At 60.3% G+C, this 22,045-nt stretch carries 19 protein-coding genes; 11 read left to right on the top strand and 8 right to left on the bottom strand.

Annotated features, from left to right (window positions below; all coding sequences use genetic code 11):
- The first annotated feature begins 55 nt into the window (after window positions 1-55).
- Window positions 56-1,756, top strand: coding sequence for a 30S ribosomal protein S1 (rpsA, locus tag I3J13_RS12010; protein WP_003522474.1), 1,701 nt, complete (start codon window positions 56-58; stop codon window positions 1,754-1,756).
- 240 nt (window positions 1,757-1,996) lie between these two features.
- Here the strand turns inward: rpsA and I3J13_RS12015 are convergent, their stop codons facing one another.
- The 4 genes from I3J13_RS12015 to I3J13_RS12030 form a co-directional block, all read right to left on the bottom strand.
- A complete protein-coding gene (locus tag I3J13_RS12015; RefSeq protein WP_196378930.1) occupies window positions 1,997-3,544 on the bottom strand; it encodes a hypothetical protein in 1,548 nt (515 codons plus the stop codon).
- A gap of 254 nt (window positions 3,545-3,798) precedes the next feature.
- Window positions 3,799-4,107, bottom strand: a complete 309-nt coding sequence (locus tag I3J13_RS12020) for a hypothetical protein (RefSeq protein ID WP_196378931.1) — start codon at window positions 4,105-4,107, stop codon at window positions 3,799-3,801.
- 48 nt (window positions 4,108-4,155) lie between these two features.
- A complete protein-coding gene (locus tag I3J13_RS12025) occupies window positions 4,156-5,385 on the bottom strand; it encodes a hypothetical protein (RefSeq protein ID WP_196378932.1) in 1,230 nt (409 codons plus the stop codon).
- 84 nt (window positions 5,386-5,469) lie between these two features.
- On the bottom strand, window positions 5,470-6,096 hold the full coding sequence (locus tag I3J13_RS12030; protein ID WP_003522478.1) for a ribonuclease D: 627 nt from the start codon (window positions 6,094-6,096) through the stop codon (window positions 5,470-5,472).
- Window positions 6,097-6,272: 176 nt separating this feature from the next.
- On the opposite strand from I3J13_RS12030, the gene I3J13_RS12035 reads away from it, so the two are divergent.
- The 8 genes from I3J13_RS12035 (at window position 6,273) to I3J13_RS12070 (ending at window position 14,764) form a co-directional block, all read left to right on the top strand.
- Window positions 6,273-6,887: a nucleoside 2-deoxyribosyltransferase gene (locus I3J13_RS12035; protein ID WP_059756911.1), complete on the top strand. Its 615-nt coding sequence runs from the start codon at window positions 6,273-6,275 to the stop codon at window positions 6,885-6,887.
- Window positions 6,884-7,633 carry an SDR family oxidoreductase gene (locus I3J13_RS12040; RefSeq protein ID WP_196378933.1) on the top strand — a complete coding sequence of 250 codons (750 nt, stop codon included), beginning with the start codon at window positions 6,884-6,886 and terminating at the stop codon, window positions 7,631-7,633. The genes I3J13_RS12035 and I3J13_RS12040 overlap by 4 nt, the downstream gene beginning before the upstream one ends.
- 554 nt (window positions 7,634-8,187) lie before the next feature.
- On the top strand, window positions 8,188-9,375 hold the full coding sequence (locus I3J13_RS12045; RefSeq protein WP_196378934.1) for a M24 family metallopeptidase: 1,188 nt from the start codon (window positions 8,188-8,190) through the stop codon (window positions 9,373-9,375).
- 119 nt (window positions 9,376-9,494) lie between these two features.
- A complete protein-coding gene (locus I3J13_RS12050; RefSeq protein ID WP_137453361.1) occupies window positions 9,495-11,099 on the top strand; it encodes an ABC transporter substrate-binding protein in 1,605 nt (534 codons plus the stop codon).
- A 61-nt stretch (window positions 11,100-11,160) separates the two neighbouring features.
- The gene (locus tag I3J13_RS12055; RefSeq protein ID WP_196378935.1) at window positions 11,161-12,168 is read left to right on the top strand and encodes an ABC transporter permease subunit; all 1,008 of its coding nucleotides are present in this window, start codon (window positions 11,161-11,163) and stop codon (window positions 12,166-12,168) included.
- On the top strand, window positions 12,165-13,079 hold the full coding sequence (locus I3J13_RS12060) for an ABC transporter permease subunit (RefSeq protein WP_196378936.1): 915 nt from the start codon (window positions 12,165-12,167) through the stop codon (window positions 13,077-13,079). Before I3J13_RS12055 ends, I3J13_RS12060 begins: the two co-directional genes overlap by 4 nt.
- 3 nt (window positions 13,080-13,082) lie before the next feature.
- The gene (locus I3J13_RS12065) at window positions 13,083-13,922 is read left to right on the top strand and encodes an ABC transporter ATP-binding protein (protein ID WP_003522485.1); all 840 of its coding nucleotides are present in this window, start codon (window positions 13,083-13,085) and stop codon (window positions 13,920-13,922) included.
- Window positions 13,919-14,764 (top strand): ATP-binding cassette domain-containing protein, encoded by an 846-nt coding sequence (locus I3J13_RS12070; RefSeq protein WP_003522486.1) that lies wholly within the window; start codon window positions 13,919-13,921, stop codon window positions 14,762-14,764. The genes I3J13_RS12065 and I3J13_RS12070 overlap by 4 nt, the downstream gene beginning before the upstream one ends.
- Before the next feature lie 50 nt (window positions 14,765-14,814).
- Here the strand turns inward: I3J13_RS12070 and I3J13_RS12075 are convergent, their stop codons facing one another.
- Together I3J13_RS12075 and I3J13_RS12080 are read right to left on the bottom strand one after the other, a co-directional pair.
- Window positions 14,815-16,284, bottom strand: coding sequence for a mannitol dehydrogenase family protein (locus I3J13_RS12075; RefSeq protein WP_196378937.1), 1,470 nt, complete (start codon window positions 16,282-16,284; stop codon window positions 14,815-14,817).
- 108 nt (window positions 16,285-16,392) lie between these two features.
- Window positions 16,393-17,067, bottom strand: coding sequence for a GntR family transcriptional regulator (locus I3J13_RS12080; RefSeq protein WP_020809100.1), 675 nt, complete (start codon window positions 17,065-17,067; stop codon window positions 16,393-16,395).
- Between the two features lie 232 nt (window positions 17,068-17,299).
- Between I3J13_RS12080 and I3J13_RS12085 the strand changes: the two genes are divergently transcribed.
- Window positions 17,300-18,418: a mandelate racemase/muconate lactonizing enzyme family protein gene (locus I3J13_RS12085; RefSeq protein ID WP_196378938.1), complete on the top strand. Its 1,119-nt coding sequence runs from the start codon at window positions 17,300-17,302 to the stop codon at window positions 18,416-18,418.
- 102 nt (window positions 18,419-18,520) lie between these two features.
- Here I3J13_RS12085 and I3J13_RS12090 read toward each other — a convergent pair whose 3' ends face one another.
- Complete coding sequence (locus I3J13_RS12090) at window positions 18,521-19,543, bottom strand: LLM class flavin-dependent oxidoreductase (protein ID WP_196378939.1); 1,023 nt, start codon at window positions 19,541-19,543, stop codon at window positions 18,521-18,523.
- A gap of 135 nt (window positions 19,544-19,678) precedes the next feature.
- Complete coding sequence (locus tag I3J13_RS12095) at window positions 19,679-20,596, bottom strand: LysR family transcriptional regulator (RefSeq protein WP_059756893.1); 918 nt, start codon at window positions 20,594-20,596, stop codon at window positions 19,679-19,681.
- Between the two features lie 231 nt (window positions 20,597-20,827).
- Here I3J13_RS12095 and I3J13_RS12100 point away from each other — a divergent pair, with 231 nt between their 5' ends.
- Window positions 20,828-22,036, top strand: a complete 1,209-nt coding sequence (locus I3J13_RS12100; RefSeq protein WP_196378940.1) for an ABC transporter substrate-binding protein — start codon at window positions 20,828-20,830, stop codon at window positions 22,034-22,036.
- Window positions 22,037-22,045 lie beyond the last annotated feature (9 nt).

A 22,045-nucleotide genomic window follows, 5' to 3' on the forward strand; every position in this document is an offset into this window, starting at 1 on the left:
CTAGCCCACCGGCGCTTTTGTATTCGCCATAGCGCGGATGCAATCAGGAGATTTCATGTCAGTATCTACCCCCACGCGCGAAGATTTCGCAGCGCTTCTCGAAGAATCCTTTGCCTCCAACGATCTTGCCGAAGGCTATGTTGCCAAGGGTATCGTAACGGCAATCGAGAAGGACGTTGCCATCGTCGACGTCGGCCTCAAGGTTGAAGGCCGCGTACCGTTGAAGGAATTCGGCGCGAAGTCCAAGGACGGCACGCTGAAGGTCGGCGACGAAGTCGAAGTTTACGTCGAGCGCATCGAAAACGCCCTCGGCGAAGCCGTTCTGTCGCGCGAGAAGGCTCGCCGCGAAGAAAGCTGGGTCAAGCTCGAAGCCAAGTTCGAAGCTGGCGAGCGCGTCGAAGGCGTTATCTTCAACCAGGTCAAGGGTGGTTTCACCGTCGATCTGGACGGCGCTGTTGCCTTCCTTCCGCGTTCGCAGGTCGACATCCGTCCGATCCGCGACGTTACCCCGCTGATGCACAACCCGCAGCCCTTCGAAATCCTCAAGATGGACAAGCGTCGCGGCAACATCGTTGTTTCGCGCCGCACGGTTCTCGAAGAGTCGCGTGCCGAGCAGCGTTCTGAAATCGTTCAGAACCTCGAAGAAGGCCAGGTTGTTGACGGCGTCGTCAAGAACATCACCGATTACGGTGCGTTCGTTGACCTCGGCGGCATCGACGGCCTGCTGCACGTCACCGACATGGCATGGCGTCGCGTCAACCATCCTTCGGAAATCCTCAACATTGGCCAGCAGGTCAAGGTTCAGATCATCCGCATCAACCAGGAAACCCACCGTATCTCGCTCGGCATGAAGCAGCTCGAGTCCGATCCGTGGGATGGCATCTCCGCCAAGTACCCGGTTGGCAAGAAGATCTCCGGTACGGTCACGAACATCACCGACTACGGTGCATTCGTTGAGCTGGAGCCGGGCATCGAAGGCCTGATCCACATTTCCGAAATGTCCTGGACCAAGAAGAACGTACATCCCGGCAAGATTCTGTCCACGAGCCAGGAAGTCGACGTTGTCGTTCTCGAAGTCGATCCGTCCAAGCGCCGTATCTCGCTCGGCCTCAAGCAGACGCTGGAAAACCCGTGGCAGGCATTTGCCTACAGCCATCCGGCCGGCACTGAAGTTGAAGGCGAAGTCAAGAACAAGACCGAATTCGGTCTGTTCATCGGCCTCGAAGGCGATGTCGACGGCATGGTTCACCTGTCGGATCTCGACTGGAACCGTCCGGGCGAGCAGGTCATCGAAGAGTACAACAAGGGTGACGTCGTCAAGGCTGTCGTTCTCGACGTTGACGTCGAGAAGGAACGCATCTCGCTCGGCATCAAGCAGCTTGGCAAGGATGCTGTCGGCGAAGCCGCTTCTTCCGGCGACCTGCGCAAGAACGCAGTCGTTTCCGCTGAAGTCATCGGCGTCAACGATGGCGGCATCGAAGTGAAGCTCGTCAACCACGAAGACCTCACCTCGTTCATCCGTCGCGCTGACCTTTCCCGTGACCGCGACGAGCAGCGCCCCGAGCGCTTCTCGGTTGGCCAGGTTGTCGACGCCCGCGTCGTCAACTTCTCGAAGAAGGACCGCAAGGTCATGCTTTCGATCAAGGCTCTGGAAATCGCTGAAGAGAAGGAAGCCGTCGCACAGTTCGGTTCGTCCGACTCGGGCGCTTCGCTCGGCGACATCCTCGGCGCGGCTCTGAAGAACCGCGGCGAATAATCGCTCCGATCCTTTGAAATGAAGAACCCGCCGGAATCTCCGGCGGGTTTTTTGTTGGGTTCAACAGGCCTTGCCCGCTTGAGCGCGAAGGGTAAGGCTTCTCTCGAGGTCATCCTCGGCCCTGTGCCGAGGATCTAATCACGTCGAATAAAATCAATCGGTCGCAAATCCTCGGAACAGGGCCGAGGATGACGTCGGCGTGATTGGCGCGACTTACATTCCAATCTGACCACGCCGAATTCAGAGCATGCCGCTCATCTTCAGATAATAATTTTCCGCGCTGTCGTCGGAAGCCACCGCCGTCGGACTTTCCTGCGTGTCGATCCCGTCATTGGCGGCGATGCGCTCTTCTTTTTCGTCCTGACTGTCAGAATTATCAGCGCCGGCTTCGGCCTCGTCGTTTGCCTCATCCTCGGAAAACGGACCGCCTCCGCGCGGCGGCGTTTCCGACTCATAGTCCTCATCCGCCGGCGGATAGGCGACGAGCGGCAGCGGTGTGCCGTCTTTTACCAGAGCCGCGGCGATCAACGATTGCGAAGCCGATTGCTCCAGCATCGCCATCCTCGCTTCCGGGTCCAGCATGGCCCGAGGCAGCGGCTGGGTTTCGGGGCGATGGGTCGCCGTTTCCGTTTCCTCACCCGAGGGGCGGGCGGCGGCTGTTGCGAGGGCCGATTTTTCGGCGGGCTGATCGTCGGACGGTTGCTGCGCAACACCCTGCGGCGCGGGCGGAGGCTCTTGCGTGCCGGTCGGCTTGAGCGGAAGTTTGCCGGCGGTGGCGGCAAGCAGCAGGCTGTTCACGGTCTCGGCGTCGTCTGCGAACAAACCGGATGGCGGGATAAGGCCCGCGCGGATTTCTTTCTGCTCCGGCTTCATCGTCTCCCGATGCGCAAGGGCAGGGCGGGCTTCGCCGGTTTCGGCGCGGGGCGGATTTGCCGGGCGGGCCTCGGCCGACACTTCCTTCATCGCGCTGCCGGTTTGTGGCGGAAGCGGACGTACCGTGTTTTCGGCTTTTCCATCCGGCTTTGCGGCATTGGTCGGCGTACCATGTGTATCGGCAGGCGTGGTGGAAGGCGTGGGCCGGGGGTCCAGTTGCGCCGTTAACGCCGCCACCGTTGCTTTCATCGCTGCACCACTGAGGGCGAGCGGCCCGATGAGCATTGGCAGGAGCCGGCTGACGGTGGCGGAATTTGCCGCCTGCGCTGTCGCGGCCGGAGACGGGCGAGTTTCCGCATTCTGGCTCTGCGGGTTCTGCTGTTTCGGCTGGGCCGATTGCGCGGGGGCGGGATTGGAGGAATTGTTCTGCTGATAGGAGGAAACCACAGCCTTTGCCGCAAGGTCCGTTCCCTTGTAACGGGAAAGCTCGATCAGCAGTGCAAGGCGGGCTGCATCCGGCCCGGTCGGCTGTTTCAGGATTTCGGCAAGCATCGAAAGGGTCAGGCCCTGCAGGGCCTTGCCGACCTGCTGTTCCAGCGCCAGGCGTTGTGGCGCCGGCAGGGTGCGGAGTGCCTCCGTCAGCCGCGTCACATAGGTCTCTATGGCTTCGCCATCCCGCCGGGGCAGGTTCATCAGCTTGCCGAGCGCTTCCGCCAGAACGGCGGTGCTGCGCGAGAGCTGAAATTCACTGGCAAGGGAGGCGATTGCCGCGCGGGCAAAAAGGCTGCTGTTTTCAGGGGCGGGAGTGTTCGGTTGCGGCGGTGCAGTCTGTTTCACCTGCTCGCGCGGTGTCAGTGAAACCGTGGTTCCATAGGCGGCATCGGTTGCCGCAATTTTCGGTACAGGCGGTAACATGCTGCGCTCCGTTTCTATCGGTGACCGCCGCTGGCTGCGAAAGGGCCAATCCCCATTGGCTCTGTGATCCGCATCTGGCTTGAATGTTGAAAAATCGCCGCGCCGGTGATGGACAGGTGTCATCTCGCCCGCTCATGCGGGAGCGCCGTATACGCCTCTGGCCGCAATGCCGGTTGCAGCGCATACAGAATCATCAAGCTCAATCTTGGCTTGCAGATATTAAGATTTGGCTAACCAAGGAATTGCGCGTCCGGTCAGGGCGAAACGCCGATGAACATGCGGTAAAGGCCGTTATCGTCGGAATTGACCGAGGAAATATGGTCGGGATCGCTGGGTGCCGTCTCAAATGCTTCCGGCGGCATGGCATCGAGCCAGCTTGCCTTGGGAAGATTTCGATCCGGTTGAATGTTCACCGGGTCGATGAGGCTGTCTTCCTCAGCGGGCGCGGTGAAGGCCGCATCATCCGGAACGAGCGGCGGGGCGGCCATGGATAGCAGCGCCTGCGCGGCATTGGGTTCTGTGTCGTAAGCGGCGCTGCCGGATAGGCCGGAAATATCGGTCATGTCTGAACTCACATCATGTTTCGCTCAAGTGACGATCGGACGCGGCAATCATGCCGCCTTTTTCTTCAGCAGTTCATAAAGGCCATTGTCGTCGATCGAGATCGGCAAAATGGCGTTGCGGGTGTCTTCGACAAGCGCCTGCGCATCGAGCAGTTTTTCGCCGTCGTCTTCCGCATCGGCTGGATCGGTGCCTGCGTCTGTCTCCGCAGGCTCATTTTCGTTTTCCGCCGGGGCGGCTTGCTCAGCAGGCGCAGCCGCAAGCACGGCGATCAGGGCCGTTTCCGACGATGTGTCGACCGGTGCCTGCGGGTCGACGCTTTCCGTTTTTTCGTCGCCGGAAGCATCGATATGCTCCTTCACGACGTCCTGGAGCTCCTGCACGTCTTCAAGCTTGCCCTGCGCATCGCGCGCCTGAATATCCTGTTCCCGCTCCGCCTTCACCTCGGCATCGTTGATTTCGCCGATACGATCCTTGCCGCGTTCGGCCTGCAACTCTTCCCTGGTTTTGGGATCGGCGACATCTTCGAGACGCTGAATGACCTTCAGGGTTTCACGCGTCATGAAGCGGGTACCCTGCGCCTGTTCGTCCAAGGCCTCCTTCACGGCGCGCGCCTCATCGCCATAGGGGTTGGCGATGGCGGAGATCATCTGCCGGGCGGAGACGCCGAGTTGTTTGAGGCCGGTCGATTCTTCCAGATCGTCGACGTTTTTCGGCAGGGTCGCGCGCGCCGCCATGATGGCTTTCGACATCTGCTCGCCGAAATCCTCTTCCGTGCCTGTGAGGCCTGCACCCTTCGCGATGCGGGCGGCAAGGGCGGCCATCGGATCGGTCTTGCTGTTGACGCCATTGTTCAGCACTTCCACGACCTCAGCCTCGGAAACGCCGAAGGATTTCAGGGAAATCTTCGTGGCTTTCCCCTGCGCATCGGTTTTTTCGAAGCTGTCGGTCAGGATCAGCGCATCCTGAAGTCTTCGCGCGAAGGAAAAGCTCGATTCGTCCTTTTCCTGTGTGATGCCCAGCGCGGAGGAAAAACGGGAGACAAGCGAGGCGAAAGCATCGGCATCCGGCTTCATGACGCCGAAGAGATAGGCGCTTATCTTCTCATTGGCGGCGCGCTGGCTTTCGTCCGGCTGCGGGTTTGTCTTGACCGCATCGTCCTTTTTGGTGCCGTTGGCCTTTTCCTGCTCTTCGCGCTGGCGTTCCTCGATGGTTTCGACCATCGAGCGCATGAGGTCGCTGACTGCAATGCCCGCCGTCTGCTGTAGCGGAGTAATCATCCCTCAAAGTCCCCGGCCGCCCAAAGTTGCGGCCGAGAATAGGCAATTCTGGTAAATCAGTGCTTAAACCGGATGCGGGCTCGCTCAGCTATGGGCGAAAATATCGGTTTCTTCCCAGCCGAGGAGGTCGAGCTTCGCGCGGGTCGGCAGAAAGGCGAAACAGGCGTCGGCATGGTCGAGGCGGCCGTCACGCACGAGACGACCTGTCAGCTTGTCGCGCAGCGCGTGCAGGTGCAGCACGTCGGAGGCGGCATATTCGAGCTGCGCCGGCGACAGGGTCTCGGCCGCCCAGTCGGAAGATTGCTGGGCCTTGGAAATATCGACTTCCAGCATTTCCTTGAGGTTATCCTTCAGCCCGTGCCGATCCGTATAGGTGCGGGTCAGTCGCGAGGCGATCTTGGTGCAGAAGACCGGTGTGGTCGTCACGCCGAAGGTGTGGAACAGAACGGCGATATCGAAACGGCCATAGTGAAAAATCTTCTGGCGGGCAGGGTCGGCAAGCATCCGGACGAGGTTCGGCGCTTCCTTTTGACCGGCGGCAATGCGAATGACGTCCGCCGTGCCGTCGCCCGGCGAAAGTTGAACGACACAGAGGCGGTCTCGGCGCGGCACCAGTCCCAGCGTTTCCGTATCGATTGCGATGGCGCCGGTGTAACGCGCGGCATCTTCGGCGGAAATATCGCCTTCGTGGTAACGGATGGGTGCTGCCATGTCCTGCTCCAGAAATTCCAGTTTCTTGCTCCGGCTATAACGGAAAGAGCGGCGGGACGATACCGTTTTATCGGCTCGTCCGGTGCGTCACGCTGCACGCCCTTGGCACTTGCCTTTGCGAAAGTCCCCGGGTTAGGGTCGGGAAATCCTTTCCTGACAAATCGCATGAATTCCCTATGACAAAGAAAATCTATCTCGCCGGACCGGAAGTCTTCCTCCCGAACGCGCGCGAAATGCTCGACCTCAAGGCCTCGCTGGCGCGGGAAGCCGGTTTCACGCCGCTTTCGCCGGGCGATCTGCAAATTCCGCCGGCGGATACCAGGGTCGGTCACGGTTGCAACATCAATGCCGTCGATGAGCGGATGATGCTGGAAGCGGATGCGGTGATCGCCAATCTCACACCGTTTCGCGGCATCGCCGCCGATACGGGAACCAGCTATGAGCTGGGCTTCATGTGCGCACTGGGCAAGCCGGTTTTCGCCTATACCAATGTCGCGGCCAATCACTTCACCCGCATCAAGGCGCATTATGGCGGCGTCGCCACCCTGGATGAAACGGGCCGCTATCGCGGGCCGGACGGGCTGTCGATCGAGAATTTCGACATGGTTGACAATCTCATGCTGCATGGCGGGATTTTGCGGCGCGGCGGCGTCATCATCGTTGGCGATGCTCCCGAAGAGGCCTTGTATACGGATCTCGAGGCCTACAGGCGCTGTCTCGCGGCGGCGGCCGAAAAGTTACTGACACCGATTGACCCTGAAAAAACCAATAGAGTGGAGGCATCATCATGAGCGGAACCATCCTCATCACCGGCGCGACATCCGGCTTCGGACAGGCCACGGCGCGGCGCTTCGTTAAGGAGGGCTGGAAGGTCATCGGCACGGGCCGGCGGGCGGAACGGCTGGAGGCGCTTTCCGCCGAGCTCGGTTCCGCCTTTCATGGCCTCGCCTTCGATATCACCGACGAGGAGGCGACAGGAAAGGCGCTGTCCGGATTGCCGGAAGGCTTCCGGGATATCGACGTTCTCGTCAACAATGCCGGTCTCGCACTCGGCACCGCCCCCGCACCGCAGGTGCCCTTGAAAGACTGGCAGATCATGGTGGACACCAACATCACCGGTCTCCTGAACATTACCCACCATCTGCTACCGACGCTGATCGGGCGCAAGGGTATTGTCGTCAACCTCTCGTCTGTGGCTGCGCATTACCCCTATACGGGCGGCAATGTGTATGGCGGTACCAAAGCGTTCCTGCGGCAGTTTTCGCTCGGCCTGCGTTCCGACCTGCATGGCAAGGGCGTGCGGGTGACATCCATCGAGCCCGGCATGTGCGAAACGGAATTTACGCTGGTGCGCACCGGCGGCAATCAGGAAGCCTCGGACAATCTCTACAAGGGCGTCAATCCGATCACGGCGGACGATATTGCCAACACCATCTATTGGGTCGCCTCGCAGCCCAAACATATCAACATCAACAGCCTCGAACTCATGCCGGTCAACCAGTCCTTCGCCGGTTTCCAGGTCTATCGGGAAAGCTGATTTTCCCGCGATTTTGGGGAGTGCTGAAAAACCGGGCAGGAATTTTCGAGCTATGCAGAAATGCAATGCTGCATTGCGAGACTTGCTCTGTTAAAAATCACGGATACCGCTATATTCAAATCATCGAAGCGACGCACTCCTCCTCCCAGCGTCGCTCGATGTGGATCGGTGGTACTCCTCCTCCCAATCACCGATCAAGTTTGAAGCCTGCCGCACCTCCTCCCGCGGCAGGCTTTTTCCTTTTCTGGGCGTCTTTTCCTTAAATGTTTTTGGCCGTTTACTTCCCGTGCACCGGCTCGGTGCTGAAGACGCTCCGCAGTCTCCCCTTGGATTTCCGGGGGGATTTTGAGTTTCTGCGTCAAGGCAACGAATGTTGAAATCAGGCGTGCATCGATCACATTTTCGTTATGTCTAGATAAATTTGCACAGTTTTGTGGTGGCGCGCCCTGCCGGGCCATTGCTTACCCCCCGCCCTGTGTTTAAGCATGGGCAAAAGAACGCTTGGGAGGTTGCCGGCACGCTTGTGTCTGCGGCCCGAAAGCGGCGGGGAGAGAATGGCAGACTTTCAAGAGGCGCTGAAGCGGTTTCAGCCGATCGCGGTTTCATCGATCGCTGAAGACGAGCTCAGGTTGCGACTACGCGGCCTGCAGGCGCGAATGATCCAGCAAAATATCAAGGCGGTCTGGCTCGATGCATCATCGTCGCTAACCTATTATACCGGCCTGTCGCTTGGTCTTTCCGAGCGCATTCACGGCGCCCTGGTGCCGGCGGAAGGTGCGCCGGTCTATGTCAGCCCGACCTTCGAGGAGCCGAAGCTTCAGACGCTCATCCGCATAGCGGGTGAGGTTGCCGTCTGGGAAGAGGATGAAAGCCCCTTCGACCTGATGGCAAGGCGCATTGAGGCGCTGGCCTGTCCCGGTCATCTTGTCGCCATCGATCCCGCCACCCCCTTCGTCTTCGCATCGGCCCTCATGCAGCGTCTTGAAGGGCGCATCATTTCCGCCCAGCCGATGATCGTCGCCCAGCGGCAGGTCAAATCCGCAGCCGAGATCGCCATCATCCAGACGGCGATGGATGCGAGCTACGGCGTGCAGAAGGCCGTGTTCGAGGGGCTGCGTTCCGGCGTTTCCACCACGGAAGTCGCTGATTTCGTTAACGCGGCGCATATTGCGCTTGGCCTGAAGCCGCTTTTCGTGGCGGTGCAGTTCGGCGAGGCGACGGCCTATCCGCATGGCGTGCCCCATGCGCAGACGCTCAGCGAAGGCGATATGGTGCTGGTCGATCTCGGCGGCATTCTTCACGGCTATCGTTCCGATATCACCCGCACCTATGTCTTCGGCAAACCGACGGAACGGCAGCGTTTCCTCTGGAACGCCGAGCGCGACGCGCAGGCGGCGGCCTTTGCCGCAGCCAAAGTCGGTGCTGCCTGCTCGGATGTGGACAGGGCCGCGCGCGACAGCCTGAAAGCGGCTGGTTTCGGCCCGGATTATCAGCTTCCCGGCCTGCCGCACCGCACCGGCCACGGGCTTGGGCTGGATATTCACGAAGAACCCTATATCGTTGCAGGAAATGCCACGGCGCTGGAGCCGGGCATGTGTTTTTCCATCGAGCCGATGCTGTGCGTTTATGGCGAATGCGGCGTCCGTCTCGAGGATATAGCCTATATGACGGAGGCGGGGCCGCGCTGGTTCTGCCCTCCGGAGAAGAACCTCGACCGGTTGTTTCAGCCGGTCGCCGGGTAATTGGTCGGGAGGCAAAGGACCGAACAGCGACACGGGGCTCCCGCGTCGCTGCTGACCAGAAGAGGTAGGCCCCCGGACGGGGCCGCAGGAACTCAGAAAAAGAGGGAAAGGACCACCAGATGAAAACGCTGACCCGCAGTTTGCTTATCGCCTCTGCGATTGCGATCACTTCCGCCATGCCCGCCATGGCGAAGACCTTCGTTTATTGCTCCGAGGCATCGCCGGAAGGCTTCGATCCGTCGCCTTACACCGCTGGCGGCACCTTCGACGCTTCCGCGCATCCGGTCTACAACCGCCTGACCGAGTTCAAGAAGGGTACGACCGAAGTTGAGCCCGGCCTTGCCGAAAAATGGGAAGTTTCGAGCGACGGTCTGGAATATACCTTCCACCTGCGCAAGGGCGTGAAGTGGCACGCCAACGACAAGTTCACGCCGAGCCGCGAATTCAACGCCGATGACGTGATCTTCAGCTACGACCGCCAGCGCGATGCGAAGAACCCGTGGAACCAGTATATCGCAGGCATCACCTACGAATATTTCAACTCCATGGAAATGCCGTCGCTGATCAAGGAAATCGTCAAGGTCGACGATTACACCGTCAAGTTCGTGCTGACGCGTCCGGAAGCGCCGTTCCTCGCCAACATCGCCATGCCTTTCGCCTCCATCGTATCGAAGGAATATGCCGATACGCTGGAAAAGGCCGGCACCAAGGAAGACTTCAACAACCTGCCGATCGGCACGGGCCCGTTCAAGTTCGTCGCCTATCAGAAGGACGCGGTCATCCGTTACCAGAAGAACGCCGACTACTGGGGTGAAGCACCGAAGATCGACGACCTGATCTTCGCGATCACGCCGGACGCCGCCGTTCGTCTGCAGAAGCTGAAGGCCGGCGAATGCCACCTGATGCCTTACCCGGCACCGGCTGACCTTGCCGCCATCCGCGCCGATTCCAACCTCAAGCTCGATGAACAGTCGGGTCTGAACGTCGCCTACTTCGCCTACAACACCACCGTTGCGCCTTTCGACAAGCCGGAAGTCCGCAAGGCGCTGAACATGGCGATGAACAAGCAGGCCATCATCGACGCCGTGTTCCAGGGCGCCGGTCAGGTTGCCAAGAACCCGATCCCGCCGACGATGTGGTCCTATAACGACAGCATCAAGGACGATGCGTACGATCCGGAAGCGGCCAAGAAGGCTCTCGAAGCCGCTGGCGTCAAGGATCTGTCGATGAAGATCTGGGCAATGCCGGTTCAGCGTCCTTACATGCCGAATGCACGCCGCACCGCCGAACTCATCCAGGCGGATTTCGCCAAGGTCGGCGTCAAGGCTGAGATCGTCTCCTATGAATGGGGTGAATACCTCAAGAAGTCGACCGAAGTGAACCGCGACGGCGCCGTCATCCTCGGCTGGACCGGTGACAACGGTGATCCGGACAACTTCATGGGCGTTCTGCTCTCCTGCGCTTCGGCAGGCGAAGGCGGCACGAACCGTGCGCAGTGGTGCAACAAGGAGTTCTCCGAGCTGATTTCCAAGGCGAAGCAGGCGACTGACGTTGCCGAGCGCACCAAGCTTTACGAGCAGGCGCAGGTGATCTTCAAGGAACAGGCTCCGTGGGCGACGCTTGCGCATTCCACGCAGTTCGTTCCGATGTCCGCCAAGGTTTCCGGCTTCACCATGAGCCCGCTTGGCGACTTCACCTTCGAAAACGTCGACATCGCGGAATAATCCCAAACAGCGGACGCGCGGAAGGACCCTGTTCTTCCGCGCGTCTTTTCAGGAAAAAGCCATGATCCGGTTCATTCTCGGCAAACTTCTCTATCTCGTTCCGACATTTCTCGGGATCACCTTTGTCGCCTTCTCCTTCGTGCGCGTCCTGCCGGGAGATCCCGTGCTGCTGATGGCGGGCGAACGCGGCATTTCACCCGAACGGCATGCGCAGCTTGCCGAACAGCTCGGCTTCAGCCAGCCCATCTGGCAGCAATATCTTCATTTCCTCGGACGGCTGCTTCAGGGCGATCTCGGCAATTCGCTGGTCACCAAGAAGCCGGTTCTCACCGAGTTCCTGTCGCTCTTCCCCGCGACGGTCGAGCTTGGTCTCGTCGCCATCATCATCGCAACCTTGATCGGCGTTCCTATCGGTGCCCTTGCTGCCATTCGTCGCGGTTCCTGGTTAGATCAGATCGTCATGACGACTGCGCTGGTCGGTTTCTCCATGCCGATCTTCTGGTGGGGTTTACAGCTCATCGTCCTCTTCTCTGGTGCTTTGCAGTGGACGCCTGTCACGGGGCGAATCTCGCTGATGTATTTCTTTCCTTCCGTTACCGGTTTCATGCTGATCGACAGCTTAATTTCGGGACAGAAGGGAGCGTTCGCGTCGGCTGTGTCCCATCTCGTCCTTCCTTCCATTGTGCTTGCCACAATTCCGCTAGCTGTGATTGCCCGACAGACACGATCGGCGATGCTGGAGGTTCTGGGCGAGGACTATGTCCGTACGGCTCGAGCCAAAGGCATGTCACCTGCGCGCGTCGTCGGCATCCATGCATTAAGAAATGCGATGATTCCGGTTATAACTACCATAGGCCTGCAGACTGGTGTGCTGATGGCCGGCGCTATTCTGACCGAAACCATCTTTTCCTGGCCGGGCATCGGCAAGTGGATGATCGATTCCATCATGCGCCGTGACTATCCATCTGTGCAGAGCGGTCTGCTCCTGATCACAGGTCTGGTGATGATCATCAATCTGCTCGTCGATCTGACCTACGGCCTAATCAATCCAAGGATCCGTCACAAATGACCGATGTGACCACAACTCCCGGCATCCGCCTTTCGGACGCCGCCATCCGCCGCCGGATGCTTGCCGATTTCTGGTTCTATTTCCGCCAGAACCGCGGCGCCGTCATCGGCCTTGCCGTCTTCATCCTTCTGGTGTTGTTGGCAGTCTTCGCGCCGTTGATCGCGCCGCATGATCCCACCCAGCAATATCGTGATGCTCTTCTCGTCCCGCCGGTCTGGCAGGAAGGCGGCCGTGCCGGCTTCTTCTTCGGCACCGATGCGGTGGGTCGCGACATGCTGTCCCGCCTGATCTACGGCGCGCAATATTCGCTATTTATCGGCGTCGTCGTCGTCTCCATCGCCCTTGTGGGCGGCATCGTCATCGGTCTCGTCGCCGGTTTCTTCGGCGGCTGGATTGATACCGTCATCATGCGCGTAATGGACGTCATTCTCGCAGTTCCATCGCTGCTCTTGGCGTTGGTGCTGGTCGCGATACTTGGACCCGGCCTCACCAACGCCATGATTGCCATCGCCATCGCCTATCAGCCGCATTTCGCGCGTCTGGCACGTGCTGCCGTCATGAGCGAACTCCGGCGTGACTATGTCACTGCTGCCCGGGTGGCCGGCGCCGGCAATTTCCGGCTGATGTTCAAGACTATCCTGCCGAACTGCCTTGCGCCGCTGATCGTTCAGGCGACGCTTTCCTTTTCGTCCGCGGTTCTCGATGCCGCCGCTCTCGGCTTCCTCGGCATGGGCGCGCAGCCGCCCGCCTCCGAATGGGGCACGATGCTGGCGGACGCGCGTGAATTCATGCTGCGCGCCTGGTGGGTCGTGACCCTTCCGGGCCTGACGATCCTGATCTCGGTGCTCGCCATCAACCTCATGGGTGATGGCCTGCGCGATGCGCTCGATCCCAAACTGAAGCGGAGCTGAGCGATGAGCCTGCTGAAAATCAAGAACCTCACCGTCAAATTCGCCACCGCCACCGGCGCTTTCACGGCCGTCAACGGCATCGATGTTTCCGTCGACAAGCACGAGGTGCTGGCCATCGTCGGCGAGTCCGGTTCCGGCAAGTCGGTATCGATGCTCGCCGTCATGGGGCTTCTGCCCGATACGGCGACGATTACCGCCGACGAGATGACCTTCGATGGCAAGAACCTTTTGGCCATGTCGCCGCAGGAGCGCCGCCGGGTGATCGGCCGCGAGATCACCATGATCTTCCAGGAGCCGGTCGCCTCGCTCAACCCGTCCTTCACGGTCGGTTTCCAGATCGAGGAGGTTCTGCGCCTCAATCTCGGCATGAGCGGCGCTGCCGCACGTGCCCGCGCTCTGGAACTGTTCCGTGCTGTCGGCATTCCCGAGCCGGAAACCAAGCTCAAGGCCTATCCGCACCAGATGTCGGGCGGCCAGTGCCAGCGCGTGATGATCGCGATTGCGATCGCCTCCAAACCGCGCCTGCTGATCGCCGACGAGCCGACCACCGCGCTCGATGTGACGATCCAGAAGCAGATTCTCGATCTGCTGATGAACCTGCAGGCGGAATATGGCATGGCGCTGATCCTCATCACCCATGACATGGGTGTGGTGGCGGAAACCGCAGATCGCGTCGTCGTGCAATATAAGGGCCGCAAGATGGAAGAGGCGGATGTCTTGAGCCTGTTCGAGGCCCCGCAGCATCCCTATACCAAGGCACTGCTTTCGGCCCTGCCGGAAAATGCCACCGGCGACCGTTTGCCCACGGTTTCCGATTTCTTCGGCAAGGAGGGCGTTCAATGAGTATCGTTGTCGAAGGCAAGGGCATTACCCGCGACTATCATGTTCCCGGCGGCCTGTTCGGCGGCGCCAAGACGGTGCAGGCCCTGAAGGGCATCGACTTTACCGTCGAGCGCGGCAAGACGCTGGCCATCGTCGGTGAATCCGGCTCCGGTAAATCGACGCTGGCGCGCATCATCGCGCTGATCGATCCGGCATCCGGCGGCGAACTGAAGATCGAGGGCAAGCCGGTCGATATCGCGAGACGCCGTCCCGATACGGAGATGCGCTCCAAGGTGCAGATGGTGTTCCAGAACCCCTATGGCAGCCTCAATCCGCGCCAGAAGGTGGGCGACGTGCTGATGGAACCGCTGGTCATCAACACCAAGATACCGGCTTCCGAGCGCCGCGAGCGGGCCGAAGCCATGCTGGTGAAGGTCGGTCTCGGTCCTGAGCATTTCAACCGTTATCCGCACATGTTCTCCGGCGGCCAGCGCCAGCGCATCGCCATTGCGCGCGCACTGATGCTAAACCCGGCGCTGCTGGTGCTGGACGAGCCGGTCTCCGCGCTCGATCTTTCCGTGCAGGCGCAGGTGCTGAACCTTCTCGCCGACCTTCAGGAAGAATTCGAGCTGACCTATGTTTTCGTCAGCCACGATCTTTCGGTGGTGCGTTACATCGCCGATGATGTGATGGTCATTTCGAAGGGTGTGGCGGTGGAGCAGGGCACGCGCGAGGAACTCTTCGCCGACCCGAAACATCCCTATACCCGCCAGCTTTTCGCCGCGACACCGATAACGGATGTCGATGCCATCCGCGCCCGCGTGGAACGCCGCAAGGCGGCACGGCTGGCAGCGACAGCCTGAAGACTGACGACCGAGGTTAAAAACAGGCCGGATTTCCGGCCTGTTCTTTTTCAGGACTTCAGGAAACGCGCGATTGCCGCAAGCGCGCCGTGTTCCCGAATGTCGCGGTAGGCGGCTTTCAGGGCTGGGACGAAGGTTTCGTTCCTGGGCAGGTCGCTGCCAAATGTGCGCTCGAAAGTCAGAAAACGGTCGACGACCGCATCCGGCGCCATTGCCAGTTGATCCGGCGCATCCCACTCCTTGAAAGCGGGATCGAGAATGGTGATCGGCTGCCCCTTTTCATTCTTGTCCGCGCAGGACCCGATCCAGAGCGCGACGGCGAAAATGACCGTCCGGCTTTCAGCCTTCTCCGCAAGCAATTCGCGCAAGGGGCCAAGAATGCGCAGCGGTACTTTCTGCGACGCATCGGAGGCGATCTGCATGGTCTTGTGCTGCAATGAGGGATTGGCGAAACGCTCCCGCAGGCCGGCTGCGAATTCCGCCCCGTCGACGGCGGGGTCGAGCGTCCGTTCGATCTCGCGCCAATAGGCGTCGATGAAATCGCGCACGGGCGTTTCACCCCAGGCATCCGCCACCGTCGCAAGGCCGGCAATCTGGCCGATGGCGGCGATGGCGCTGTGGGAGCCGTTCAGCATTCTGAGCTTCATATGCTCGTATGGTTCGACATTGCCGACGAATTCCACACCCGATTTCTCGAGCGCCGGCCTTCCATGCGGAAAACGATCTTCAATGACGAAACGGAAATAGGGTTCAGCTACCACCGGCCAGGCATCGCTGAGGCCGAGTGCGGTCGAAATCGCCTCGCGGTCGGTATCCGTGGTGGCGGGAACGATCCGGTCCACCATCGAGCAGGGGCAGGCAATGTTTGTTTCGATGAAGGAAGCCAGTTCCGGATCGGCCAGTTCCGCAAATTCCAGCAGCAGCTTTTGCAGCACATGGCCGTTGGCGGGCAGGTTGTCGCAGGAAAGGAGCGTCAGGGGCTGAGAACCTTGCCTGCGCCTGCGCCGTGTGGCCGCAAGGACGAAGCCGAAGATGGAGCGCGGCCGCTCCGGGTTTTCGAGATCATGGACGATATCGGGATGATCGCGCAGCAGGCTGCGAGAGGCGAGATTGGTCAGGTAACCTTTTTCCGTCACGGTCAGGGTGACGATGAGGACGCGCGGATCGGCCATCCGCTCCACCAGCCGCTCGGGCTCTTCCGGCGCGACGATGGTTTCGAGAATCGAACCGATGATGCGCAGGCGCTCGCTCTCACCGTCTCGCAGGCAAAAGGTGTAGAGATTATCCTGCGGCTCGATGGCGTCACGCGTGTCCGGGCTGCGCAGCGATGCGGCGACGATGCCCCATCGGGTTTCGCCGCGATTAAGGCAATCGTCGATGAAAACCGCCTGATGCGCCCGATGAAAGGCCCCGACGCCGAGGTGGACGATGCCGGGCGTGACGCTTTGGCGGTCATAGGCGGGTGTCGTGACGGATTGCGGCAGGCGGGGCAGGGTTGCAGCGGAAAGCCGGTCTGTCATCGATGCGAAATCCCCATGCGGAACGGGACGATTGTGGCTCGCGCCGCTCTCATTGCGGCGTCCGGCTTGTGGCGCATCATGTCGGTTCCTCCCTTATATGCGGAATGATCAGGCGCCGGCCTCTTTGAGCAGCCGGACCTGGCGCAGCGTATTCTGGCGGCTGCGCTCGAGATGCCGCCACAGGGCATCGACGATCTGGGCCTTGCTGCCGGCGGCGATGGCATCGGCGATATTCTGGTGCTCCTCGACCGAGCGGGCGTAGTCGCCGAGGATCGAGACGAAAACCGTGTGGGTCTGGTCGAGAATGCGCTCATGCGAGCCGGAAATGACCGGAATGCGCGCGGCCGACACAAGGGTCGTATGGAAGCTGCGGTCGTAAAAAAGCGCTTTCGACAATTCGTCGAGCGTCGAGCCTTTGGCGAATTCGCGATGTTTCGCCAGGCTTTCCAGCAGTTCCGCGTGCAGCGCTCCATCCAGTTGCCCGGCGTCGAAGGCCACTTCCACCGCGCCTTTTTCGAGCAGCATTCTGGCGGCGTAAAGTTCCTCCACATCCTCTACGGTGAAATCGCGTACCACCATGCCGCGCCGGGAGGAATTGACCACCAGCCCATCGGCCTCGAGTTTCAGGCAGGCTTCCTTGACCGGCGTGGGGCTGATGCCGAGATCGGCGGCAAGCTCATTGGGCAGCAGGCGTTCGCCGCCGCGCAATCTGCCGCTGACGATGCGCGCGCGCAGTTCCTGATGCGCCTGTTCGGCGAGCGTGACTTTGACCAGCGAGTTCATGGCGGCATCATTGCCCAGCTTTAAAGGACTGGCAATGGCTGAATATTAAAAATAAAAAATTTTTTATTTTACAAAAGCCGTTTTTCCTTTAGCTCTATCCATCATCGGAAGCAGGCTGCTGGAGGAGGGCGGTCTGGCAATTTCCCGAAAGCCCATCTGCGCGGCCCGTGGTCGCGGGGACGCGGCGTCTATTCCTCCCCGGAAGCGATCAAGCATCGAGGAATGACCGATCATGAAAATTACCGCTGTCGAACCTTTCATCCTGCACCTGCCGCTGACATCGGAGTCCATTTCCGATTCTACCCACAGCATCACCCATTGGGGCGTCGTCGGCGCAAAGATCACCACGAGCGATGGCCTTGAGGGCTATGGTTTTACCGGCACCCACGCGCATCTGCCGTCGGACAGGCTGATCACATCCTGCATCAGCGATTGTTACGCGCCCTTGCTGGTGGGGGAGGATGCGTCGGACCATTCGAGGCTGTGGACGAAACTGGCCCGTTATCCGGCGCTGCAATGGGTCGGCAGGGCGGGCATCACCCATCTGGCGCTGGCCGCAGTTGACGTCGCGCTCTGGGACCTGAAGGCGAAAAAGGCGGGCGTGCCGCTCTGGCACTATCTCGGCGGCGCGCGCACGGCGGCGGTGGAGGCCTATAATACCGATATTGGCTGGCTTTCCTTCACACTGGAGGATTTGCTCGCGGGCAGCGCAAGGGCGGTGGAGGAGGATGGGTTCACCCGGCTGAAGATCAAGGTCGGGCATGACGATCCGAATATCGACATTGCCCGCCTTGCGGCAGTGCGCAAGCGTGTCGGTTCTTCCATCCGCATCGCCATCGACGGCAACGGCAAGTGGGATTTGCCCACATGCCAGCGTTTCTGCGCGGCGGCGAAAGATCTGGACATTTACTGGTTCGAGGAGCCTCTCTGGTATGACGATGTGACGAGCCATGCGCGGCTGGCGCGCAATACGTCCATTCCGATTGCGCTCGGGGAACAGCTCTACACGGTGGATGCGTTCCGCTCATTCATCGATGCCGGTGCGGTTGCCTATGTTCAGCCGGATGTGACCCGGCTTGGCGGCATCACCGAATATATTCAGGTCGCCGATCTGGCGCTCGCCCATCGCCTGCCCGTGGTGCCGCATGCCGGCGAGATGAGCCAGGTGCATGTGCATCTGAGCTACTGGCACCCGGCTTCGACAATTCTCGAATATATTCCCTGGATCAAGGATCATTTCGAAGAGCCGATCCATGTGTGGGATGGCGTTTACAAACGTCCGGAGCACCCCGGCGCCAGCACCACGCCGCTGGCTGAAAGCTTCGCCCGTTATGGCAAGGCGGTGAAATGAGCAGCGGTATACAGCCCGGATTTTAAAGGAGGGAAGCCCGTCCTCCGTCATGCCGGATCTAGTCCGGCATGACGGAGTGTGGATGATGCAATTTTTCCAAATTTAGCGCCAGCCGAGAGCCGGCGCTACCTGCTTCAGGATCGTCTCGATCACATGGGCGTTGTAATCGACGCCCAGCTGGTTCGGCACGGTCAGGAGCAGCGTGTCGGCCTCGGCGATGGCCTCGTCGGCTTTCAGCTGTTCGATCAGTTTTTCCGGCTCGGCGGCATAGCTGCGCCCGAAGATCGCGCGTGTCTTGTCGTCGATATAACCGATCTTGTCATCGCCTTCGTTGCCGTAACCGAAATAGGACCGGTCGCGGTCGTTGACGAGAGCGAAGATGCTGCGGCTGACCGACACACGCGGCTCGCGGGTGTGGCCTGCTTCCTTCCATGCTTCCCGGAAGGTGCGGATCTGCTGCGCCTGCTGGACATGGAAAGGCTCGCCCGTTTCGTCCGTTTTCAGGGTGGAGCTTTGCAGGTTCATGCCGAGCTTTGCCGCCCAGACTGCCGTTGCATTGGAACTCGAACCCCACCAGATGCGCTCGTGCAGCCCTTCGGAATGCGGCTCCAGCCGCAAAAGGCCGGGCGGGTTCGGGAACATCGGGCGCGGGTTCGGCTCAGCGAAACCTTCGCCCTTCAAAAGCTCGAGGAAGACTTCGGTGTGCTGACGCGCCATGTCTTCTTCGCTCTGGCCTTCGGCCGGACGGTAACCGAAATAACGCCAGCCATCGATCACCTGCTCCGGCGAGCCGCGGCTGATGCCGAGCTGCAGGCGGCCGCCGGCGATGAGGTCGGCCGAACCGGCGTCCTCCGCCATGTAGAACGGGTTTTCATAACGCATGTCGATAACGCCGGTGCCGATCTCGATCTTTTTCGTGCGCGCGCCGACGGCGGCCAGCAGCGGAAAGGGCGAGGCAAGCTGGCGGGCGAAATGGTGCACGCGGAAATAAGCGCCGTCGGCGCCCAGCTCTTCCGCCGCGACGGCGAGGTCTATCGATTGCAGCAGCGTGTCCGCAGCCGAGCGGGTCTGCGACTGGGGCGAGGGCGTCCAGTGGCCGAAGGACAGGAATCCGATTTTTTTCATGATGACCTTCCAGATGTCGGAGGATGCCGGTCTTCACAAACCGGCTTCGTTGTTGTCAGTCATATAGGCTGGCGCGCGCATCCTCCAACCGGCCACGCGTAGACACGGTGTCGCCGAAATGTGAACGATCGCTGTTCAGACCATCGTCCTGCGGTCGAGGATGAAGAGTTTCTCATGCGCGCGCGCCGTGGTGAGAATGAAGTCCATCAGCGAGCGCACACGCGGTACATTGGCAAGGTCTTGATGGCTCGTCAGCCAGTAGCCGCGCCGCAGTTCCACCTCACCGGCAAGCACCATCTGGAGGTCCGGAAAACGCGCAGCAATGAAATTCGGCAGGATGCACAGGCCCCGGCCGCTCAGCGTGGCCGTCAGCTGCGCGAAAATACTCGAGGACTGAAAGCCCGGACGCAGGCCGGGCAGCACATCGCGCATATAGTCGAGACCCGGCGAGAAGATCAGGTCCTGCACGTAACCGATGAAGAAATGATCGAGCAGGTCCTCCCGCTTGGTGATTTTCGGCCGCCCGGCGAGATAGGAACGCGAGGCATAGATATGCAGCGTATAATCGATGATCTGTTCGTTGATATAGGGACCGGCCTTCGGCGGATCGAGCGTGACGGCGACATCCGCCTCCTTTCGGGAAAGCGCCATGATCTGCTGGATCGTCACCATTTCCACCATGATGTGCGGATGGGTCACGGCGAAGTCTTTCAGCCTTTCCACGAAGAAAAAATTGGAAAAACCTTCAGGCGCGCTAAGGCGCACCACGCCGCGCAGCAGGCTGCCGCTTTCGGAAATATCCGATTGCAGCCGTTCGGCTTCCGCCTCGATACGCTCGACCGTATCCACCAGCCGCCGCCCGACGGTCGTGAGTTCATAACCGCGCGGGTTTCGCTCGAACAGCTTGGTTTTAAGCGAGAATTCCAGCCGGTCGATATGGCGGGAGACGGTGGCGTGGCTGGTGCGCAAGCTTCTGGCTGCCGATGAGAGCTGTCCGGTGCGGGCCACGGCCAGAAAATATTGCAGGTCGTCCCAGGTGAAAGGGGTGGCCATATTTGTCTCCCATCAAGAGTTCTGTTCAAAAATGAACAGTTCCTGTTCGCAATTTGATGATGCCCCGCTCTTGTGTCAACGGCCGAATTCGAGAAGTCTAGGCTCAGGATGCATCGCTTTGAGGAGGGCGGTGTGACCGTTCAGGTGCAATGGCATGCAGGTCCCCCACGCGGTTCGTTCACCGTTGCACAGACAATCTGAGGCTCGCAATCATCTCTGGGAGGAGAAGTCATGCGCAAGAGTATCGTTTTATCCGCGGCCATGGCGCTGGCCGCTGGCACCGCCGCTTATGCCGCCGAGATTTCTGACGGCAAGGTCAAGATCGGCATTTTGAACGACCAATCTGGCGTCTACGCCAATTTCGGCGGCAAATACTCTTATGAAGCCGCGAAGATGGCGGTTGAGGATTTCGGCGGCAAGGTGCTCGATGCGCCGGTGGAAGTGGTGACGGCCGACCACCAGAACAAGGCGGACGTCGCCTCCAATATCGCCCGCCAATGGTACGATACCGAACAGGTCGATTCGATTATGGAACTGACCTCGTCGTCGGTCGGTCTGGCCGTGCAGGCGCTGTCCAAGGACAAGAAGAAGATTACCATCAATACGGGTGCGGCAACCACCGAGCTGACCGGCAAGCAGTGCAGCCCCTATGGTTTCCACTGGGCCTATGACACCTATTCGCTGGCGGTCGGCACCGGCGGCGCGCTCGTCAAGCAGGGCGGCGACAGCTGGTTCTTCCTGACCGCCGACTATGCCTTCGGTTATTCGCTGGAAGAAAATACCGCCAATTTCGTCAAGTCCAATGGCGGTAAGGTGCTGGGTTCCGTTCGCCATCCGCTCGCCACGACGGATTATTCCTCCTTCCTGCTGCAGGCGCAGTCCTCGGGCGCGAAGGTCATCGGCCTTGCCAATGCCGGTCTCGATACCTCCAACGCCATCAAGCAGGCGGCCGAATTCGGCATCGTGGCCGGTGGCCAGCGGCTTGCGGCGCTTCTCTTCACGCTCGCCGAAGTCCACGGCCTCGGTCTCGAAGCGGCTCAAGGGTTGACGCTGACGGAAGGCTTTTATTGGGACCGCGACGATGAATCGCGCAAGTTCGGCGAACGCTTCAAGGAACGCACCGGCGCCATGCCGAACATGGTTCATGCAGGCACCTATTCCGCCGTGCTGCACTACCTGAAAGCCATCGAAAAGGCCGGCACCGACGATGCCGATGCCGTCGCCAAGGCCATGAAGGAAATGCCTGTCAACGACGTCTTCTCGAAGGACGGCCATGTGGCCGCCAACGGCCGCATGATCCACGACATGTATCTCATGGAAGTGAAGAAGCCGGACGAAAGCAAGCAGCCGTGGGATTATTACAAGGTACTGGCCACCATCCCCGGCAAGGAAGCCTTCATGGACCCCGCAAAGAGCGGTTGCCCGCTGGTAACGCAGTAAAGAAGAATA

Source organism: Agrobacterium leguminum (genome assembly GCF_015704895.1).
GTDB lineage: Bacteria > Pseudomonadota > Alphaproteobacteria > Rhizobiales > Rhizobiaceae > Agrobacterium > Agrobacterium leguminum.

Bases quoted from the DNA above. Each gene is read 5' to 3' on its own strand.
- rpsA (WP_003522474.1), top strand. From the start codon at position 56: ATGTCAGTATCTACCCCCACGCGCGAAGATTTCGCAGCGCTTCTCGAA.
- I3J13_RS12015 (WP_196378930.1), bottom strand. From the start codon at position 3,544: ATGTTACCGCCTGTACCGAAAATTGCGGCAACCGATGCCGCCTATGGA.
- I3J13_RS12020 (WP_196378931.1), bottom strand. From the start codon at position 4,107: ATGACCGATATTTCCGGCCTATCCGGCAGCGCCGCTTACGACACAGAA.
- I3J13_RS12025 (WP_196378932.1), bottom strand. From the start codon at position 5,385: ATGATTACTCCGCTACAGCAGACGGCGGGCATTGCAGTCAGCGACCTC.
- I3J13_RS12030 (WP_003522478.1), bottom strand. From the start codon at position 6,096: ATGGCAGCACCCATCCGTTACCACGAAGGCGATATTTCCGCCGAAGAT.
- I3J13_RS12035 (WP_059756911.1), top strand. From the start codon at position 6,273: ATGACAAAGAAAATCTATCTCGCCGGACCGGAAGTCTTCCTCCCGAAC.
- I3J13_RS12040 (WP_196378933.1), top strand. From the start codon at position 6,884: ATGAGCGGAACCATCCTCATCACCGGCGCGACATCCGGCTTCGGACAG.
- I3J13_RS12045 (WP_196378934.1), top strand. From the start codon at position 8,188: ATGGCAGACTTTCAAGAGGCGCTGAAGCGGTTTCAGCCGATCGCGGTT.
- I3J13_RS12050 (WP_137453361.1), top strand. From the start codon at position 9,495: ATGAAAACGCTGACCCGCAGTTTGCTTATCGCCTCTGCGATTGCGATC.
- I3J13_RS12055 (WP_196378935.1), top strand. From the start codon at position 11,161: ATGATCCGGTTCATTCTCGGCAAACTTCTCTATCTCGTTCCGACATTT.
- I3J13_RS12060 (WP_196378936.1), top strand. From the start codon at position 12,165: ATGACCGATGTGACCACAACTCCCGGCATCCGCCTTTCGGACGCCGCC.
- I3J13_RS12065 (WP_003522485.1), top strand. From the start codon at position 13,083: ATGAGCCTGCTGAAAATCAAGAACCTCACCGTCAAATTCGCCACCGCC.
- I3J13_RS12070 (WP_003522486.1), top strand. From the start codon at position 13,919: ATGAGTATCGTTGTCGAAGGCAAGGGCATTACCCGCGACTATCATGTT.
- I3J13_RS12075 (WP_196378937.1), bottom strand. From the start codon at position 16,284: ATGACAGACCGGCTTTCCGCTGCAACCCTGCCCCGCCTGCCGCAATCC.
- I3J13_RS12080 (WP_020809100.1), bottom strand. From the start codon at position 17,067: ATGAACTCGCTGGTCAAAGTCACGCTCGCCGAACAGGCGCATCAGGAA.
- I3J13_RS12085 (WP_196378938.1), top strand. From the start codon at position 17,300: ATGAAAATTACCGCTGTCGAACCTTTCATCCTGCACCTGCCGCTGACA.
- I3J13_RS12090 (WP_196378939.1), bottom strand. From the start codon at position 19,543: ATGAAAAAAATCGGATTCCTGTCCTTCGGCCACTGGACGCCCTCGCCC.
- I3J13_RS12095 (WP_059756893.1), bottom strand. From the start codon at position 20,596: ATGGCCACCCCTTTCACCTGGGACGACCTGCAATATTTTCTGGCCGTG.
- I3J13_RS12100 (WP_196378940.1), top strand. From the start codon at position 20,828: ATGCGCAAGAGTATCGTTTTATCCGCGGCCATGGCGCTGGCCGCTGGC.